This is a genomic window from Desulfosporosinus paludis, assembly GCF_045689965.1.
Classification (GTDB): domain Bacteria; phylum Bacillota; class Desulfitobacteriia; order Desulfitobacteriales; family Desulfitobacteriaceae; genus Desulfosporosinus; species Desulfosporosinus paludis.
In genome coordinates this window covers 5,368,502-5,384,729 of sequence record NZ_CP144211.1, presented here as the reverse complement: position 1 = coordinate 5,384,729, position 16,228 = coordinate 5,368,502, and the positions used below count along the sequence as shown (strand labels likewise).

Sequence of the window (16,228 nt, the reverse complement as noted above, 5' to 3'; positions counted from 1 at the left end):
CGTAGGTATAGTGAAAGTTTGCAGTAAGCCGAAGTCATAGCTGTTCAAACTCGACACGGTCTCAACGTGCCTGGAGTGCTTGATTTATCGGTTTGGAAAACACATTTTAAGAGGAGTTTAGAGATATTTTTAAAATTAACTGGTTCCTTGAAGGGGCCTTAGGTTTAAAAATGATGTATACCTATTTAACATTGTAGAACTTCTCTTCTAGTAAGACTTTAGGCCTAAGAAACTATACCTCCTTAGTGTAATCTGTATAATCAGGCTTATACCATTTAATCTCTATACTTTTTTTACCGTTCCCGTCCTGGGAATTATACTGTATCTCATCTGTAGATATCGGATTTAAGTTTAATAATAAGCAAGTATTGCTAGGATCATTTACATAAAAGGTAAGTCCACGGATATCGTCTATTGAAGGAACAGTCGAACCTAAAACCAGATCGTCTATGGAATTAATATTGATGTAGGTCTTACCGTCTAACTGTACAACCGAATAGTGAACATATTTATGACTTCTAGCATAATCCAATAAACGGGAAGTGCGAGCAACCAGTATTTTTCCCTCATCATTATAAGTCTTTAATAAATGAAGGGTTTGAATTCCTTCTTTGGTAAAAGGAAAACCATTACTCCCTTTACCTAAATGTTGTGTAACAACTGAATACTTTCCTTCCTGAACAAGTTGATCCAACCGCGTTTTTGTAATTTGTCTTGATATAAACTGAGTTTCCCAAGTCCAGTCAATCTTTCCTTTATTTAATTCATTCGTATAACGATAGAATCCCCATACATTTTGACCGTCACGTAGATGAAGGGGAAACAACGGGTCATCGTAGCTGAATTGATTTCCGCCCATGGAATTCCAAACATAACGAATCCCATTTTTGAGCGTCAAGTCTGTATGGTAATACGGTGATTTAGGGTTATCCCCTTGCTGATATTTAAAAAGGGTATGAGAATTATACACCCCAAAATTCTGAACATTGGTTTCGGACCCATGATTAATCCAAACTTCAGGTTTAAATCCGCTCTGATTCATCGCATCCCATGCGGCGACCGCTAAACTGCGTGTAAATTTAATTAAGTGATCGTTTCGGGAAAAGTCTCCAAAGGTATGCAATGAATCAATCCATCCAACTTTAAAGTAATGGACTATCTTCTTTGAATCCTTTAGCTTTTGGGGATCAACACCTTGAAAATAGGACATCGAATAATCAACAGAATGTCCATCTTTATCTACTTTTTCCGAAGTGTCATTTGCTATGTAAAACCATGTAGAATCTCCAATATCTAATCCTAAACCTTCCCCATAAGGTGTTTGTTCTTTAGTATTTAAAAATCTATGATACTCTTCAAACTCCTCTAACGTAGTCATATCTGCATCTGATGAAATAGCTAACATGGCATTAAAAGGATAGGGGAATTTCCTTAGTAAATCTGGGTGCTTTGCTAAAATTGCTCCTTGGAGAGCATTTTTAACAGCGTCGGGAATTTTAGAGGTTAAGGACTGAGTTGTTGTATTAGTTGTTGTGTTAGCTATTGCCTTACTACTCGTCATCTTTTCAGTGTGTTTAAACATTATTAAACAAATAAGAAGCAATAAGAAAGTAAATGCAATTAACGTGATCCTAGATCTTCGTCTACGTCTTATTGCGCGATGCCAAGCTCTGGAATGCTCTATCATTTTATTGCTCCTCCCTCACTGCAATCATTACGATATAATTCTACATACTTTATCTAATTTTTTCTAGACAACAAAACCTCCTACGTAGAAATTTGATTCTTCGTTAGGAGGTTTAACTTATCCATCATTTACTAATATTCAGCAACTCTGGGACTGTCACAAAGCTGTAGCCCTGATTTCTTAAATAGTAGTCTTAGGTAAACTTCCAAAAAAGACAGAGATATGGTTTATTCTTGACAGTAGTATTTTCATATATAAGGCACTCCAAAAATGCACCCCTTTCATCTTCGCTCAAATCTTTAAATTTGCACCTAATCGTTATTTCTTTTGTATTATATTCTCCATAAAAATCAGAAATGTCAATTCGATACCATCCTTGATCAGTTGTACCAAGTACAATTCTGATAGCATCAATTACCGCTGATTTTCCAGAATCTTTTTCTCCAACGAGAACATTTAGGCCTTTATTAAAACATATTGTTTGAATTGTTTCACCAAAAACATCTAAAATTTTGAATACTTATCTCAAATAAAAACAATATGTAACCCTCCATATTCAATTCTTTCTTGGCTTTACATTTTAAGTCGAACGGATATATGGATAATTGGCTGTTATCATGTTAATTAAAATCCTTAATAAATGTGCTAGATGCCGTACGATGAACAACTATCACGATCATTTAAAAACCACGTCCGACATACCTTAAAGCAGCTCCAAGGAATGGAGCCAATCACCAGCCCACGAATCTGCATTTTGACCATCTGCAGTTGTAATTGGAAGTCCTAATAAGGACAATCAAAAATGGAACTTTGTTCCTGACCAGGCGTCACCGACCATTATCACTGGTTCACCGAGCCATTGAATTTAATTAGCTGACAAGAAACTGTATGAGATCTGGGGGAATTTGTAAAAAAAGCTGTACGAGTGTTAAGAGAATGACCCCATAAACCATAATATAAATGATGAAACAAAACCATGCTGACTCTCTGTCATTGCCTTTTCTAAAATCATCCGATATACCTCATCTATAGTAGTGATCGGACTGATAATAGCGGATGACAATTAGCAAGATCAGCATTTAGCTCACCATTTTGTCCTTGTCGGCTATTCGAACTTTCGAAAGTGACCAACTAAAATCCCTTTTTTTTAAGCTTATGGGTAGAGATAAAACATAAGACTTTTTGCAATGAGTGAATTTAGTATACTTTAAACTTAACTGCCAAGACAATCAATAACTTCGGAAATTAGTCCACTAACCCAACCCACCGCCGATAAGACACGTACGTCCAACGCTCCCAGTGCGGTTATTTAACACGATCGGTTCATGTTAACCAAGTGCCAAAAGTATCTCGTATTGTTCAACCATGCTTAATGGAACTGGTTCGGTGGGTTCGAGCAAATGATGTTTAAGAAACAACTCCCACCACCCTACATCATGCCATTGGCCAAATTTGTATCCAGCTTTATTATATTGAGCTATCTTCTTAAAACCAAAATACTCGTGGATTCCAACACTTGATTCATTAGGCAAACATATCCCTGCGTAAGCATTGCAATAACCTTGGAGCTTTAAGAGGGAAAGCAAGGCTGTATATAACGCCTTACCGATTCCCTTTCCTCTACATTCCTTCCTAACATAGATAGAAACGTCGACCGACCATCTGTAGGCAGCACGCTCACGATGCTTAGAAGCGTACGCATAGCCTAAAATGGTATTACTTTCTTCATAAACTAACCATGGATTTTTAGGCAATACACGATCAATTCTTGTCTCCATTTCATCATGGGACGGAACATCAGTTTCAAAAGAAATTGATGTATTTTCAACGTATGGTCTATAAATGTCGAGAATTTGTACTGCGTCTTGCTTATTGGCAAGTCTTATCATAAGAGTACACCTCTTTTAAAGTATGAAAAAGACGCCGTCAGTTATCATAACTGTCACGGCGCCTTTGCCTTATATTGCTATGATAATTTTGAATTTCCCGTTTGTCAATTAAATCCTTCTCGCGCCTCCACCACGGGAATTTTGCTAAGACTGCCTGCCACGCCTCACAAATTCCTGCTATTGAATTCCAAAGAGTTCCGTCTAAATCAAAAATAATACTATCAATCTCCATTTCCTATTACCATCCCTCTTAATAATTACAATTCAATATGTTTGCTTCTCGGGAGAACAACGTCTCCACAAGCCTTAAGTATCTAAAGTTAATGGCGTCTGGGCCTGGATCTCTAGATATAGGGTGTACGTGCTATCATATCGCTGCTTCTGCTTAATTGCTCCTGCAGTGTGGTAGCTTTACAATGTGTTGATTGAATTGTTTTAGTCCGTTGATATCCATGACTTTAAGTGTATCTCTGATGGCATCAATCTGAGGAAGCTTTGTTCCTCGGGGAAATAGTTGATTAAATTTATGATTCTTGATTATCAAACTTAATTCATTAAAGCTTTTACCCTCTCTCTCCCTCTGATTTTAGCAGAATGAAAGGTCTGACAAAAGCTTGTAAAAACACCGAATTTGATACACTATGGAAATCGGTAAAACTACCGATGATATCAATGGTTTGACTGCGATAGAGGCTAAAGTGCCGATTATTCAGAGTGACAAGTAATGCTCCAAACACTGACCGAGGGATTTATTTACATAAATGCAAATACCTATTGACTTTAAAACGTCCCCAATCACCATTTGCCTATTGTTAACTATCATATTAATCAATTCACTAACACAAGGATTGATCTTGATTAGCACCAAGGGATCATAAAATGCCAGCAAACTCCAAGTTCCAATAGACGTACGGTAACTGCTTGATGAGAACTCTTTTCGGGTTGAAGACGGAGAAATGTTGTCATTTACCATTATCTGACCGCAGTGTACGTGTACAATTCTTTTAGCTGTATTGGCTACTCTTTGAAAGTCAATTGACGAATAGACCGAAAGACACGCTTCATGATGAGCAAGCCAAAAACTCATCATTGTTAGGCTGGCATGCGAAATATCTTCCCAGCCGCTTTCACCATAATAATACGGCCAGTAACTCCAATAATAGCTATTTGATGTTTCATCCAACCGAAAACACGTATAGAAATAGTTGAATCCTTTGATAACTTTCGTTTGATGTTTTGATGCAGCACATAATTTATCCAGAAGTGCACAGGCAGCAAGATAAGCATTACCTCTGTTAGGCATGGTGACCTTACCGGCTTCATCGAAAGTACCAAAATTCGGTTCAACAGGATAACCTGTTATTAGTGAGAAATCTATCCAATTATCGGGTGTATCGTGTGCCTCCAGCGCATCCCTACAAACCAACAAGTAGTTATCTAGTCGGTCAAAGTATCGTCGAATGCCTAATGTCATTACAACCTTAATAAAAAGAAGTATTGGAATACATATTACAGCAGTGTGAACGGGATAGGCATGTATACTACCGTACTGTCCCCCATCATTCCATACTGGTAATTTCATACGTGTACCCAAATAACTTTCTACATCCAGGTCGGTATCCCGATGGCTGATAACCCAATCAATTTGGGGAACCATCCAATCAAGGTATTTCAAGTTACCTGTTGCTTTAAACATATAGTATAAGGCAACCCCGACAGCACCCCAACCCCAAGCAAAATCGCCACCTCTATATGATGTATTCACTTCTGCAAACCATTTACCTGCAGACTCGCCAGTGTGGTATGGGTCCTTGTTTTTATATATCCAGTCGAAGACCTCTTGCACTGAATCTTTCATATAAACCTCCATTCCGCCGCTACCGCTGGCAGCACAAATAAGTGGTTCTATAAGATCGCAGGCTAATCATTGCAAGTACTGGTCAGCACCTTGTTTTTGCAACATTTGGTATCTTACCTTACTAAAAAACCATCTCCCCTGGTTTATAGCCGTCAGGCAATTCCTCTTCACTTAAAAATTTGAAATTGTCATCACGTAATATGGGTAAAAATACTTCGTAAGGTATCCTGAAAAACTCACAGGTATAATTACTGGATCCGACCCACCTACCCTCATTGCCGCTAAAATTCAAACCTCTGGCAAATTTCGTATAGTTTGAGCAATCATGAACTGCTAAATCCCAGCTTTCTTCAACGGCTATTTTCATGAATTTCAGAGTTAATTCCCTACTCCAAATCGGAGATATATAGCCATGTCTGGAAATATACATGTTTTCCCCGTAATAATTGTCTATGTTATTGGCATTTAGGTGCAATTCTGCACAATTGATAAAGTCGAGTTTTGTCTCTAAGATCGCTTGCTTCTTCTTGAAAAAAGTTTCGAAGAACTCAGGAGTCATTGGCGTTTCAATACCAACATTTTTAATGTATTTTTTTGCTATTGCAATAATTTTAATCACTTTGTCCGAACAATTTGAGGCACCCAGGTTGAAACGCAACTCGTCAAGACCGGCTTCACCTAAAGCTTTCAACGTCTCTTCCGTAGCTAAAGTGCCATTTGTATAGAGATGTTGATGAATCCCTGCATCACTGAATTTCTTTATAACCGGATAGTATTTTTCAATTTCCATGAATGGCTCTAAATAAACGTAGGAAATGCCCGTGGGTTTCTGTTGGATAGAAAGAAGTAAATCAATGTCCTTCTCATAAAATTTTGTGCCTCCGATTTCCCACATACCTTCGCCAACCGGAACAATATCATCCAGTTCTCCATAATGATAGCAGAACTTACACTCTAAGTTACATTTGTTGGTTTTCCTGATTGCACTCAAACCGGTCCCCAACAGACAAGAACGACATCCTTTGGAGAATTTGCTTTCATTTCCCACAAAAAAAGTTCTATTCTTCAAAGTTTTCAAGCCTCTGATTTCCGACATTAACGTATCATTTCTATGATCGATCGCAGTCTCAATTTGCGCAAAAGTAGAGTATATGATTTCTTGTTGTTTTGTCATAACTTCCTCATCCTCTGGCAATATTGAAAAGAATTCAAACCAGGTCAACGCATCTTTCTTTGAAATTTTCATAACATGTCCTCCTTAATTAATCTACTAACGATTCGATTCCTATCTTCCTGCTATGCTTTTTCACATAGTCTTCTTCAAAAGACATACGCACTCCACATGTAAATTTTTTATCGCAATTCTACTAATTATACCATCGAGATTCCCCAGATGATATTTTTGAAAGCGACATCATAGAAATATTTCATTTTTAGCTATTCCCAGTTGTCGTTTTGCATCCTTGCGATAATGCTTTCAGCCCCATGAATTATTATTTCCTGAGCCAACCAACAGGCTTCCAACTTGTGCCTACAAAGAAATGACCTTTATTAACTATAAGTGTAAATACTTGTCGAGAGCTCTTTGCATTTTGTTGGATAACTTCAATGGAGTTTGTTGTCACTTTGGTCACAATTGCCACATGCCCATAGGGTGGATTAGTGAATACCAAAATATCATCTAATTCCGGTTTTTCGTTTCCACCGTTTATGTATTGTTTTAATCCTCTTTGCTGGTTCAATCCCCCTTGGGGTACTGAGGGGTCAAAAAAGTCTTTAGCATCGCCATATCCATCAGGCATCCTATGATGTTTTGCAACATAGTAAAATCGCTTTACATATTCTACGCACTGCCATTTAAGACCACAATAGTATCCATCGGAACTAAAGCTTTCCTCTTTGTCTTTTGTATAATCTTGTCCGTTATAATAAACAGGAACATTTTTATAGTTATCTATTATTTTTCCGAGAGGGCGTCCTTCTAAGGGGTTTCTCAAGAAAAAATGTAGCCCTAGCCCTAAACTCAATAGAAGTATGCCAATTAGGGCTAACTTAGCAGCTTTTTCAGTCACGTCAAAATCACCACACTATTAAAGGTAATAGGGTATAATAATACTCACCTATCAAGTTGGACATTCCTTTTTCGATGGTGAATCTAAACGCAGACTTTTTTACGATGTGATGATGTATTTGGTTTAGATCCCGAATTTAATACATTTTTTAAATCGGTAAAAATACCAGTGAAATCAAAGGGTTGACTGTGGTTGAGACTAAAGTGCTGATTTTTACAGGCTGTCAGTATGCTGTCAATAATAAAGCAGGGCTGTATCATACGCTTCTGTTTCAGCGTTTTGATACAGCCCCACTTTAGGTTACTTTTTGATACAAGCCCATTATTCAAAATCATTAACCAACGATGAACCGATATCCTTCAAGACAATGTGCAGATCTTCTCTTTCATGCGCCGGTTCATTTCGCATACCGGTAACGACAGGTACCTCTTTAACATCAAATTCCAGCAGCTCAAACATGTGTTTCGTATAATCAATATACGACTGGAACAGGTTGGAATCAGGATTACCCTGATTAAACGTAAGAATCAGCTTTTTTTCGGCGGCATTTTCTTCTTTGAAATACGGAGAGTATCGCGGAGAGAATCGTGCAAACATCCTATCGATGAATATCTTCGCCTGGGCACTCATTTGCATCATGTAAATCGGCGAGCCGAAAACAATGGCATTGGCATGATCAATCGCATCATTAAGTTTTTGCATGTCGTCTTTGATAACACAACCCTGATCGCCCTTATGGCAGCCCCAACAACCCCGGCACGGTTGGATATCAAGATCGCTGAAATTGAAGGATTGAGTTTCGGCGCCCTGTTCTTTCGCACCTTCAAGTATTTTGTTTACTATCCAGGCGGTATTGCCTTCTTTCCGCGGACTTGCGATAAATCCGATGATTTTCATCTTTCCTCTTTCCTCCTTATCGGCGGTTTGTCGGTAGATTGTGTGTTTATTGATTTAAATCTATACATTTAAAATTCACGCATCTCGAAAACATGGTTATGTTTCCTCGGCAACATAACCATGTTATCATTTTATTGTTTCCTTGTCAATAATAAAGCGGGGCTGTATCATACGCTGATGTTTCAGCATTTTGATACAGCCCCCTTTAGGCTACTTTTTGATACAACCCGTTATTCAAAATCATTTCCAATTGTTATATCTAAACCTTTTGTTATATCTAAACCTTGCTTCTTTAGTTCTGCATCCAAATGCCTGCTATACTTTTCCACGAAGCTAAGCATACTGTCAAATTGTTCCTCGGTTACCTGCTCAAATACGGCTTTATCCCGCTCTTGAAACTCTTTGTGCAGTTCCTCATGGACTTTGTTAATTACTTTCCCTTGCGGAGTCAAGCGAAAATAGATTTCTTTCTTGTTATCCGGCTTCTGATAGCTTTCGATAAGGCCTTTTTTTATGAGCTTCTTAGATAGTTTGCTTATGGCCCCCCTAGTCATATAAAAGGACTCCGCAAGTTTTGTCACGTTGGAGTCCACGTTTCTTCCAATGTATTCGATGCAATGTATTTCAGAAGACTTATACTCCTTAAGACTGTCTTCTATCTTAAACTTAAACTTATTAAGAAAAACCCACTTGTTAAATAAGTCCCTGAAACTCATTAAGACCTGTTCTTCTTTGTTCATGGCCTGTCCTCCCACCCGTTGGTGCACTAACAATATTATATTAAATTTTTGTTTCTGCTGCAACAATGTTAAAATAATTATTCTAAGAATTGAGCTACATCTGAAAAAATAGAGACAAAGACGTATAACCGAGTAAGCCCGGGGAATTTCACCCCGAGCTCGAAGAAATACCAGTGCTGGTCTAAAACCGAAATATAAAAATACTATTTCTTTCTGAAATTTAGTATTATCCCAATTGCCATAATTAAACAGAAAATAATAAGGTAGAAAATAATTTCCTTGCTGTGGGCATAGCATGCAGCAATCACCATGAAGACACAGGCGCATACAGCAAGCGACGGCATAAGGAACCGTTTAAAAAAGCTTAGAGATTTCTCTTTTGCCATCATCATGATGAAAATAGGGATGTACATGGCGTAGATAGTAACAATAGGAAGTTCAGAGCTATCAAAGCTAAACGGGCCAAACCACGAGACAGGCGTCAAATTTGCGCCATAGAAGTATAGAAGCCATACGCCACTGAGTAATACACCAATAATAGAAGAGTTAGTCGGCATATTCGTGTTTTTATCAATGCTTTTGAACACTTCCGGTTTTGGCCCCATGTCTCTAGCCGCCAGAGAGTAGAGGCCACGGGTGCAGCCCAACATCAGGCCATTCAAAGTTCCCAGGCAGGAAATTACAACGAAAACAAACAGAACTATACCTCCCGCATTAGAGAAAACAGTGGAAAACGCTAATTTTGCTCCAGTTTCGCCACCTTTCATCATAATGCTGTTTTTAACTGCTCCAGCAAGTCCAGTATAATATAGGATATAGATTAGGACCACAAACAACGTTCCGAAGGTAAGAGCTCGAGGCAGGTTTCTTTTTGCATCCTTAAGCTCAGCATTGATACTGGTTGCAATAATCCATCCTTCGTATGCGAAAGCGGTAGCAACAACTGCGGTAAATAGAGGGTTGCTACTAGTCGCATTGGCGATGGGGCCACTTGTAAAATTGCTAATCAAGATACCGTTTTTGAGACCAACGATTGTTCCGACAAGAGCCATTAGAACCAGAGGAATAATTTTAATCATAGTGGTGGAGACCTGGAACTTACCGGCAAGCCTTGGAGAAAGAGCGTTTAAAGCATAACTTGCGACTAGAAAAAAACCTGAAATAGCCATTGCTTCGCCACCTACGATATTCCATCCCAGTAATACACAAGTGTATCTCGCAGAAACCCATGCAAGTACAGAGGTAAGCGTTGGATAATAAATGGTCGCCATAAACCATCCGATAAAATAACCATAGCTACTCCCGAGAGTAACCTCAGCGTAGTCTACGATACCATTTACTTTTTCATATCGAGTGGCCATTGTTGCGAAAACATAGGCACAAACGATCATGATTATTCCACCTATGATCCAGGCTAGGATACCCAGCGGAAGATCTCCTCCAGTAGCCACCAAAATCTTCTCAGCTTTAAAAAATACACCACTGCCAATTACAATACCAATAACCATTGCGACAGCGGTCAAAAGACCATACTTCTTTTGTAGTTCGTTCTCCATAATTTTATCTTCCCTTTCCTAGATATTTGTTTGTAGCCAAGGGCTATTGTATCATTGTTTTGAAGCTACTCCACAAGATCAGGGATTCACTCTGACCAGGGCAAGAAATTGTCAACCTGATCCTAGGACCTTCAAATCTATGTTTGGAGTTTTTTTAGCTTCGCTTCTTTTTCCTTTTCATAGATTGTAATTAGTGTATTTTAAGCACTTTTTTTAGTATTTTACCGCTACTATTTTTGGGGAGTTCAGAAATAAATTCTATTTCGCGGGGTAACTTATAACCTGCCATATATTCTTTCAGATAGCTGGCTATTTCATTTGAAGTACATTTTTCACCGTCTTTCAGAACAATGAATGCTTTCACATACTCGCCTCTCAATTTGTCGTCAATTCCGACAACCGCAGCCTCTTTCACCTTCGAATACTGATATATGACTTCCTCAACTTCCCGTGGATATACATTCAGGCCTCCAGCTATGATCATATCTTTTTTCCTGTCCACGATGAAAATATATCCGTCTTCGTCCATCTTCGCCAGGTCTCCGGTATGCAGCCAACCATTCTTCAATGCCTCTTTTGTTTCTTTCTCCTGCTTGTAGTACCCCAACATTACATTTTCGCCCCATACTATAAGTTCGCCGACTTCTCCAACAGGCAGTTCCTTATCGTTCACATCAACAATCTTGCATTCAACATTAAAGATAGGCAGACCGACAGAACCTTCTTTTTTGATTCCATCCAAAGGATTAAAACTTACTACCGGGGATGCTTCCGTCAAACCGTAGCCTTCAACGACAGGAAGCTTCAGAATATCCTTTGCCTGTCTAAGTACTTCAATAGGCAATGCCGCTCCTCCGGATACCGCCAAGCGAAGTTTAGAGAAAGTAATATTATTCTTGCACGCCTGCAACAATAATACATACATGGTAGGAACTCCCATGAAGACTGTAATATCGTCATTTAACAAAGATTCTATGACTTCTTTCGGCTGAAATTTTTCCAGTATAGTAACCGTTGCACCGCTTAATAACGGGTTCAGAACACAGGTTGTAAATGCAAAAACATGGAACATTGGAAGCACGCACATATAGTTGTCAGTTGCTTTTCCATGAAATGCAAGCCGACTTTGTTCAGCATTTATAACAAGGTTTTTATGAGTAAGCATTGCTGCCTTCTGTTTTCCGGTAGTACCGGAAGTATATAATAACGTAGATACTGCATTTTCATTCGAGAATTCACCAGATTCTCCCAAGGAGACTTCAGAAATGGCCCGCCGAAACTCCTCATCCAGAACAATAACCTTGATGCCCAAAAGCTCTTGGATAGATTCTTTTGTATGCTTCATTTTTTGAAAAATAGCAGAATGAATAATCATAAAATTGGCTTCAGAATCCTTAATAAAATAAGTGATTTCTTCCATGGTAAGCTGCAGATTAATTGGAACTATAATTCCTGCATTTTTTGCCACACTCAGGTAGGAATAGATAAATTCAGGTGAATTCAGACAGCTGAGTAATACTCGTTCTCCGGCTCTCACTCCCAAAATCTTTAAAAGACTTGAATATTGATTAACTGTTTTATCAAGTTGTGCGTAGGTGATGCTATCTTTCTTGAATTTTATCGCGATAGCATCGGGATTATAAACTTTTTTATAAATGTTGCCTACAATCATGAAGACCCCCTAGTAATATAATTTTGATGATTTAATCGAATAATTATTATTGCAATAATAATTATTCGACATATTTTTTCTTTCACCTTTGGCGGATGAAGACTATTTTTTTATCTTTATCTCACTTTAGAGGTGCCTAACGAAACCCCTGAGTATATTATACAAAGCATTCTATTATAAAATAAAAGAAGGCCGACCAAGGTGAAAAAACTCACCCCGCAATCGGCTTACTTTTTGCTCCTTCAATCCCACACCCTGCTTCACCCCCCTAAAGAAACCTGATAACAACCAGCAATTTCGCCTTTTTATGGTTTTTCAGTCGTCTAAATAACAACTTGCATGATATTCGATGCGAGAAATATCAAATAAAGCATCGCCTGTACTGCTTTCAAATGTCAATTAATTACGATTTAATAAGTCTGACTCCTAAATCAAATGCCTTCTTCATATTCTCAGCCGAAATTTTTTCGACGCGACTTGATTTTTCTTCTATATCCGGCATCTGATAAACGTACTTTGAATAATCGTCAAATAGAACGGTATCAGTCAAAGCTAATAATTCACAACTACCCAATGTATGGCCAATCATTTCTGATAAACTAACTAAAGTATCCTTAAACCCTCTCTTAACATAAATCTCATCATTCACATTCATTGTTGCAATCAGGGCTGTTTTAAAGTTTTTGGGTTTAGGCCCTGTACCCGTACCACCATAATCAAGATATTGAAAAAGCAATCTATCTGTAAATGAACGCATTTGACCTGATAGATTACCATAATAAATAGGCGAACCAAGAACAATTACATCTGATTGTTCAATACGTTCCAGCAAGGGCTTAAGTTCATCATTTACTATACAATGTCCAAAAGATTTACTATTTTTCAATTTGCAAGCATAACAACTGATACAGTCTCTGTAGTTAAGGTCAAAAAAATTTACAAATTCAGTTTCAGCTCCTACTGATTTTGGGCCTTCAATGACTTGGTGTAACATTTTTGCGGTATTGCCTTGTTTTCTTGCACTACCACACAAAGCTATGAGTTTCATAAATTATCCTCTTCTTTCTATCATTAAGTTAAAAATGATTTGTCAGTCAATCTTAAATTTACACATTCGCCCATACATGCCAAATACCCTCGGCATATTCCAATCGTGGGAGAGAAGACTGGATACGCTACTCTCGAAAAGTATAGTTATGTTTCCCGGGCAACATAACTATACTATTACTCTATTGTTTCCTTGTCAATAATAAAGTGGGGCTGTATCATACGCTGATGTTTCAGCGTTTGATACAGCCCCCTATGTAAATACTGCCTTACCCTTTAAAACCCCCACGTCAAAACCAAATAATTAGACACCTCAGCTAATGCCAAGGTGTCTAGTTTGATTTGAATTTAATTAAAGCGGTAAATCTCTTTTAGAAAAAGCAATTATCCCTGAACCATACAAAGCAATAGCAATTATTGCCAATATAATGGATTGAAACGTTACATTTTTCCCTGCAACAATATCGCTTGCATTAAAAAGAGAAAAGATTGTGAAATATTTCAGACTAGCTAATTTGTCACCTATATTAGCAAGCATTTGAATCAGAAAGAAGGCAAAAGGTATGCCAGCACCAATTGTAAATGAACGTTTTGTGTCGTTGCTAATACTTGAAGCAAAAAAACATATTCCGCTTATTGCGATGTGCAAAAAGTAAATCTCTACATTCATAACAACAAGTTTACCTATATCAAGCAGGCCGGGGTGCATCAATGCTGAAAACCCAATGATTGCAACAGTAGCGTAAGTGATCAGTATACCAACACTAACCCACATGCACAAAGCTTGTGTCAATGCGACTTTTATTCTTTTGTTTGGCGTCGCTAAAAGGTAAGCCATAGAACCACGGTCCACATAACCACAAATTAGCTTATTTCCTAGTATTATTGAAAATATCATTGGAACCACAAGAACAATCATTCCATATAAGTTTGTCGCGATAAATCCTATGAGAGTATTTCCACCGGGAACAAAACCGAACGCCTTCATTAACCCAGGCATTGTCTTAATGATAGTGTCAAAAACGTTAGCATTATTTGGGTTAAACATATACACAATACACCCAGTGTAGAGAGTTAGTATATAAATGAAAATCATGATTAGCTTGCTAGTAGCTTTCATTTCACGATTAAACAGTGTCATATTAAACATTTGTAACACCTCCATAAAAATGCATGAACAGCTCTTCCAAAGTTTGTGTTTTTACGTCTAGGTCGACGACCTCAAATTTTTCTAATTTACTAATTAATGTGTTAATATTGCCCTTTACAGATACCGTAACCGTTTTACCTTGAATCTCCGAGATTTCGAAACCTTCTTGAGAAAAGCTAGCAGCTGCCTCTTCTGATGAAAAAGTAATGATATAAGTTTTTTGCTTTGACTGTGACAAAGTCTTTAAGTCTTCTATATCAACCAGTTTACCATCTCTTATTATCGCTGTACGATCGCATGTTTTTTCAATCTCTTCAAAGTTATGACTAGACATAAAGATTGTTTTGCCTTTAGCCTTTTCAGATAACACTAATTCGAGAAATTTTACTTGCATTAAAGGATCAAGACCGGTCGTAGGTTCATCTAAGATAAGAAGATCAGGGTTATTCATGAAAGCACAAACAATCCCAATTTTTTGTTTCATCCCTTTTGACATTTTTTTAATTTTTCCACTCGCATCTAGCTTGAACATGTCAATCAGTTCTTGAGCCCTGCTAAAATCTTCGATACCTTTCATCTTGGCAATAAATTTTATAAAGGTCAGCCCCTGCATATCGTCCATAAACGCTATTTCGGCCGGCAAGTATCCGAGAGTTTTTTGAATTACATCTCCTTGGGTGCGGCAATCTAAACCATTTATTAAACATTCTCCTTTGTCCGGATGAGTAAAACTCATTAGATTTCTAATAGTCGTTGTTTTGCCGGCACCATTTGGGCCTAAGAAACCAAAAACTTCACCCTTTTTAACGGAAAGATTCAGATCAAATATTCCCTTATCATTCCCATAGTCTTTTGTTAAATTTTTTATCTCAATAACATTCATCAAATTCACTCCCTTAAAAATATCTGCTTATTTATAGAAACATGCTTTTAGTATTTTTAGATATTCTTTTATTTCTTCCAATAATTTATCCAGATCAATTTCATCAGGAGTACGATTCTTTATTTTTTCCAACTCGCTCTTTGTAAAACCATCAATAGTCCAAGTGACGATATTTATCGCCTTTCCAATATCAATTCCCTCTTTGAATTTTGAGGTATCGATATTCTGATTTAAAAATGATTGCCCAATTCTCATTAATTGCGCATTCCTGCTTTCTAATTCGTTTTTTACTTCAGGTGAATCTTCCTTGTAAGCGGCGGCGGTGAATGCATAGATTTCAGGATGTTTTTTTAATACTTCGGTTTTGAGTATCATTCCATGGTGTCTTCTAATAAAAATATCACGTTCATTACTATCGAACTTTGATAAAATCTCGTCTTTTAAAATATTCAAGGCGTAGTCGTACAAAAACAGATACAAGTTTTTTTTGCTTTTAAAGTAGTGATATAAAGAACCTTTTGAAATCTCAGCTGCTTTTACAATTTCATCAGTGGAAGCATTTTTGAAACCTTTTTGCGCAAATTCATTCATAGCTGTGTTTATAATACGCATTTTTTTCTCACGGTCTAATCTAAAGAACATTGTAAAAATCATATGCACCCCCTGACGTAGCAGAAGCGTAAAAATAACTGACCATGTGGTCAATGAGGTAATTCTAGAACTTTTGACCAGCTTGGTCAATAGTGATATATTTCCAAATCTTTTCTGCGAATATTT

The 16,228-nt window shown here is 37.6% G+C and carries 15 protein-coding genes; all 15 read right to left on the bottom strand.

Going from position 1 to position 16,228, the window contains the following annotated elements:
- Window positions 1-232: 232 nt before the first annotated feature.
- Window positions 233-1,687 (bottom strand): hypothetical protein, encoded by a 1,455-nt coding sequence (locus VZF35_RS26660; RefSeq protein ID WP_407309726.1) that lies wholly within the window; start codon window positions 1,685-1,687, stop codon window positions 233-235.
- A gap of 193 nt (window positions 1,688-1,880) precedes the next feature.
- Window positions 1,881-2,165: an AAA family ATPase gene (locus tag VZF35_RS26655; protein ID WP_407314852.1), complete on the bottom strand. Its 285-nt coding sequence runs from the start codon at window positions 2,163-2,165 to the stop codon at window positions 1,881-1,883.
- 850 nt (window positions 2,166-3,015) lie between these two features.
- Window positions 3,016-3,576, bottom strand: a complete 561-nt coding sequence (locus VZF35_RS26650) for an arsinothricin resistance N-acetyltransferase ArsN1 family B (RefSeq protein ID WP_407309724.1) — start codon at window positions 3,574-3,576, stop codon at window positions 3,016-3,018.
- 37 nt (window positions 3,577-3,613) lie between these two features.
- On the bottom strand, window positions 3,614-3,808 hold the full coding sequence (locus VZF35_RS26645; protein ID WP_407309722.1) for an HAD family hydrolase: 195 nt from the start codon (window positions 3,806-3,808) through the stop codon (window positions 3,614-3,616).
- Between the two features lie 477 nt (window positions 3,809-4,285).
- Window positions 4,286-5,434 (bottom strand): hypothetical protein, encoded by a 1,149-nt coding sequence (locus VZF35_RS26640; protein ID WP_407309720.1) that lies wholly within the window; start codon window positions 5,432-5,434, stop codon window positions 4,286-4,288.
- 121 nt (window positions 5,435-5,555) lie between these two features.
- The gene (locus VZF35_RS26635; protein WP_407309718.1) at window positions 5,556-6,680 is read right to left on the bottom strand and encodes a radical SAM protein; all 1,125 of its coding nucleotides are present in this window, start codon (window positions 6,678-6,680) and stop codon (window positions 5,556-5,558) included.
- Window positions 6,681-6,927: 247 nt separating this feature from the next.
- A complete protein-coding gene (locus tag VZF35_RS26630) occupies window positions 6,928-7,506 on the bottom strand; it encodes a CHAP domain-containing protein (protein WP_407309716.1) in 579 nt (192 codons plus the stop codon).
- A gap of 321 nt (window positions 7,507-7,827) precedes the next feature.
- Window positions 7,828-8,403, bottom strand: coding sequence for a flavodoxin family protein (locus VZF35_RS26625; protein WP_407309714.1), 576 nt, complete (start codon window positions 8,401-8,403; stop codon window positions 7,828-7,830).
- Window positions 8,404-8,633: 230 nt separating this feature from the next.
- Window positions 8,634-9,143 (bottom strand): MarR family transcriptional regulator, encoded by a 510-nt coding sequence (locus VZF35_RS26620; RefSeq protein ID WP_407309712.1) that lies wholly within the window; start codon window positions 9,141-9,143, stop codon window positions 8,634-8,636.
- 203 nt (window positions 9,144-9,346) lie between these two features.
- Entirely contained in the window at window positions 9,347-10,699 is a 1,353-nt protein-coding gene (locus VZF35_RS26615) for an APC family permease (protein WP_407309710.1), read from the bottom strand.
- 190 nt (window positions 10,700-10,889) lie between these two features.
- Window positions 10,890-12,371: a long-chain-fatty-acid--CoA ligase gene (locus VZF35_RS26610; RefSeq protein WP_407309708.1), complete on the bottom strand. Its 1,482-nt coding sequence runs from the start codon at window positions 12,369-12,371 to the stop codon at window positions 10,890-10,892.
- A gap of 403 nt (window positions 12,372-12,774) precedes the next feature.
- The gene (locus VZF35_RS26605; protein ID WP_407309706.1) at window positions 12,775-13,419 is read right to left on the bottom strand and encodes a flavodoxin family protein; all 645 of its coding nucleotides are present in this window, start codon (window positions 13,417-13,419) and stop codon (window positions 12,775-12,777) included.
- A 351-nt stretch (window positions 13,420-13,770) separates the two neighbouring features.
- A complete protein-coding gene (locus VZF35_RS26600) occupies window positions 13,771-14,568 on the bottom strand; it encodes an ABC transporter permease subunit (protein WP_407309704.1) in 798 nt (265 codons plus the stop codon).
- Window positions 14,561-15,451: an ATP-binding cassette domain-containing protein gene (locus tag VZF35_RS26595; protein ID WP_407309702.1), complete on the bottom strand. Its 891-nt coding sequence runs from the start codon at window positions 15,449-15,451 to the stop codon at window positions 14,561-14,563. Before VZF35_RS26595 ends, VZF35_RS26600 begins: the two co-directional genes overlap by 8 nt.
- 27 nt (window positions 15,452-15,478) lie before the next feature.
- Window positions 15,479-16,105, bottom strand: coding sequence for a TetR/AcrR family transcriptional regulator (locus tag VZF35_RS26590; RefSeq protein WP_407309700.1), 627 nt, complete (start codon window positions 16,103-16,105; stop codon window positions 15,479-15,481).
- Window positions 16,106-16,228 lie beyond the last annotated feature (123 nt).

Excerpts from the sequence above, each read along its gene's own strand:
- VZF35_RS26660 (WP_407309726.1), bottom strand. The coding sequence starts at position 1,687 with ATGATAGAGCATTCCAGAGCTTGGCATCGCGCAATAAGACGTAGACGA.
- VZF35_RS26650 (WP_407309724.1), bottom strand. The coding sequence starts at position 3,576 with ATGATAAGACTTGCCAATAAGCAAGACGCAGTACAAATTCTCGACATT.
- VZF35_RS26645 (WP_407309722.1), bottom strand. The coding sequence starts at position 3,808 with ATGGAGATTGATAGTATTATTTTTGATTTAGACGGAACTCTTTGGAAT.
- VZF35_RS26640 (WP_407309720.1), bottom strand. The coding sequence starts at position 5,434 with ATGAAAGATTCAGTGCAAGAGGTCTTCGACTGGATATATAAAAACAAG.
- VZF35_RS26635 (WP_407309718.1), bottom strand. The coding sequence starts at position 6,680 with ATGAAAATTTCAAAGAAAGATGCGTTGACCTGGTTTGAATTCTTTTCA.
- VZF35_RS26625 (WP_407309714.1), bottom strand. The coding sequence starts at position 8,403 with ATGAAAATCATCGGATTTATCGCAAGTCCGCGGAAAGAAGGCAATACC.
- VZF35_RS26620 (WP_407309712.1), bottom strand. The coding sequence starts at position 9,143 with ATGAACAAAGAAGAACAGGTCTTAATGAGTTTCAGGGACTTATTTAAC.
- VZF35_RS26615 (WP_407309710.1), bottom strand. The coding sequence starts at position 10,699 with ATGGAGAACGAACTACAAAAGAAGTATGGTCTTTTGACCGCTGTCGCA.
- VZF35_RS26610 (WP_407309708.1), bottom strand. The coding sequence starts at position 12,371 with ATGATTGTAGGCAACATTTATAAAAAAGTTTATAATCCCGATGCTATC.
- VZF35_RS26605 (WP_407309706.1), bottom strand. The coding sequence starts at position 13,419 with ATGAAACTCATAGCTTTGTGTGGTAGTGCAAGAAAACAAGGCAATACC.
- VZF35_RS26600 (WP_407309704.1), bottom strand. The coding sequence starts at position 14,568 with ATGTTTAATATGACACTGTTTAATCGTGAAATGAAAGCTACTAGCAAG.
- VZF35_RS26595 (WP_407309702.1), bottom strand. The coding sequence starts at position 15,451 with ATGAATGTTATTGAGATAAAAAATTTAACAAAAGACTATGGGAATGAT.
- VZF35_RS26590 (WP_407309700.1), bottom strand. The coding sequence starts at position 16,105 with ATGATTTTTACAATGTTCTTTAGATTAGACCGTGAGAAAAAAATGCGT.